General features: G+C 57.9%; 1 protein-coding gene. It reads right to left on the bottom strand.

All coding sequences use genetic code 11. The features are described from left to right. Positions 1-2720, bottom strand: a 2720-nt coding sequence (locus Q4488_RS18630) for a VCBS domain-containing protein (RefSeq protein ID WP_303582086.1), incomplete at both ends; no start/stop codon positions are given.

The raw sequence follows: 2720 nt of genomic DNA, 5'->3' as shown, positions 1-2720 counted from the left end.
GTCACCGATCCGGTATCAATACCGTAAGTCAGAGTGTCGCCATCGACATCGGCGCCACTCAAGGTGCCGCTGAGGTTAGCGTCTGTAGTTGTGCTGGACTGATCCACTTCGGTAATCGAACCGCTGGTGATCGCATCGAGGGTCGGTGCATCATCGGCACCGGTGACGTTGACGGTAAAGGTCTGGGTGACCAAGGCACCATCTGCATCGGTGACCGTCAGGGTGAACAGATCACTGTCGGTGTCTCCTGCATCCAGGGCTTCGATTGCAGCGGCGTCTTTGCTGTAGCTGTAGTCGCCAGTGGAAGTATCTAAGGTCAGCGTACCGTAAGTCCCCGCCAAGGTCGCCGTGGTACCCGTGACCGATCCGGTAGCAATACCGTAGGTTAAGGTATCACCATCGACATCCGCGCCACTTAAGGTACCGCTCAAATTAGCATCGGTCGTGCTGCTGGACTGATCCACTTCAGCAATCGAGCCGCTGGTGATCGCATCCAGGGTCGGTGCATCATCAGCACCGGTCACATCCACCGTGTAGGTCTGCGTCACTAGTGCGCCGTCGGCATCCGTCACGGTCAGGGTGAACACATCGCTAACAGCATCGCCCGCATCCAAGGCTTCGATCGCCGCCGCATTCTTGCTGTAGCTGTAGTCGCCGCTCGCCGTATCTAAGGTTAAGGTGCCGTAAGTCCCCGCCAAGGTCGCCGTGGTACCCGTGACCGTCCCAGTATCAATACCGTAGGTTAAGGTATCACCATCGACATCCGCACCACTTAAGGTGCCGCTGAGATTCGCGTCCGTAGTCGAACTAGATTGATCCACTTCGGCAATCGAACCGCTGGTGATCGCATCGAGGGTCGGTGCATCATCGGCACCGGTGACGTTGACCGTGTAAGTCTGCGTCACTAGTGCACCATCGGCATCGGTGACCGTCAGCGTAAACACATCACTGTCGGTATCGCCCGCATCCAGGGCTTCGATCGCAGCGGCGTCTTTGCTGTAGCTGTAGTCACCGCTCGCCGTATCGAGGGTCAGCGTACCGTAAGTCCCCGCCAAGGTGGCCGTGGTACCGGTCACCGATCCGCTATCAATACCGTAAGTCAGAGTGTCGCCATCATCGACATCCGCACCACTCAAGGTGCCGCTGAGGTTAGCGTCCGTAGTCGAACTAGACTGATCCACTTCGGCAATCGAACCACTGGTGACGGCATCCAGGGTCGGTGCATCATCCGCACCGGTGACGTTGACGGTAAAGGTTTGTGTAACCAAGGCACCATCGGCATCGGTGACCGTTAAGGTAAACAGATCACTGTCGGTGTCACCTGCATCCAGGGCTTCGATCGCAGCGGCATTCTTGCTGTAGCTGTAGTCGCCGGTGGAAGTATCCAGGGTTAGCGTACCGTAAGTCCCCGCCAAGGTGGCGGTGGTACCCGTCACCGATCCGGTATCAATACCATAGATTAAGGCATCACCATCCACATCCGCGCCACTCAAGGTACCGCTCAAATTAGCATCGGTCGTGCTGCTGGACTGATCCACTTCGGCAATCGAACCGCTGGTGATCGCATCCAAGGTCGGTGCATCATCGGCACCGGTGACATTGACGGTAAAGGTCTGCGTGACCAAGGCGCCGTCGGCATCGGTGACGGTGAGCGTAAACAGATCACTGTCGGTATCGCCCGCATCCAACGCTTCGATCGCGGCAGCGTCTTTGCTGTAGCTGTAGTCACCGCTCGCCGTATCGAGGGTCAGCGTACCGTAAGTCCCCGCCAAGGTGGCCGTGGTACCCGTGACCGATCCGGTATCAATACCATAGGTTAAGGTATCGCCATCGACATCCGCGCCACTTAAGGTGCCGCTGAGGTTCGCATCGGTCGTGCTACTGGACTGATCCACTTCGGCAATCGAGCCGCTGGTGATCGCATCGAGGGTCGGTGCATCATCCGCACCGGTGACGTTGACCGTATAAGTCTGCGTGACCAAGGCACCATCGGCATCGGTGACCGTCAGGGTGAACAGATCACTGTCAGTATCACCCGCATCCAGGGCTTCGATCGCAGCGGCGTCTTTACTGTAGCTGTAGTCGCCGGTGGAAGTATCCAGGGTTAGCGTACCGTAAGTCCCCGCCAAGGTGGCCGTGGTACCGGTCACCGATCCGGTATCAATACCGTAAGTTAAGGTATCACCATCGACGTCCGCGCCACTTAAGGTGCCGCTGAGATTCGCGTCCGTAGTCGAACTAGATTGATCCACTTCGGCAATCGAACCGCTGGTGATCGCATCGAGGGTCGGTGCATCATCCGCACCGGTGACGTTGACTGTGTAGGTCTGCGTGACCAAAGCGCCGTCGGCATCGGTGACCGTCAGCGTAAACACATCACTGTCGGTATCACCCGCATCCAGTGCTTCGATCGCTGCTGCATTCTTGCTGTAGCTGTAGTCGCCGCTCGCCGTATCCAGTGTTAGCGTACCGTAAGTCCCCGCCAAGGTGGCGGTGGTACCCGTGACAGCTCCAGTATCAATACCGTAAGTCAGGGTGTCGCCACCATCGACGTCCGCACCACTCAAGGTGCCGCTGAGGTTAGCGTCCGTAGTCGAACTAGATTGATCCACTTCAGCAATCGAACCGCTGGTGATCGCATCCAGGGTCGGTGCATCATCCGCACCGGTGACGTTGACCGTGTAGGTCTGCGTCACTAGTGCGCCGTCGGCATCCGTCAC

Origin of the sequence: Amphritea sp. 1_MG-2023 (assembly GCF_030547545.1) — a bacterium.
Lineage (GTDB): Bacteria > Pseudomonadota > Gammaproteobacteria > Pseudomonadales > Balneatricaceae > Amphritea.
The sequence above is the reverse complement of the archived record's forward strand: the minus strand, read 5'-3'. Positions and strand labels throughout refer to the sequence as shown.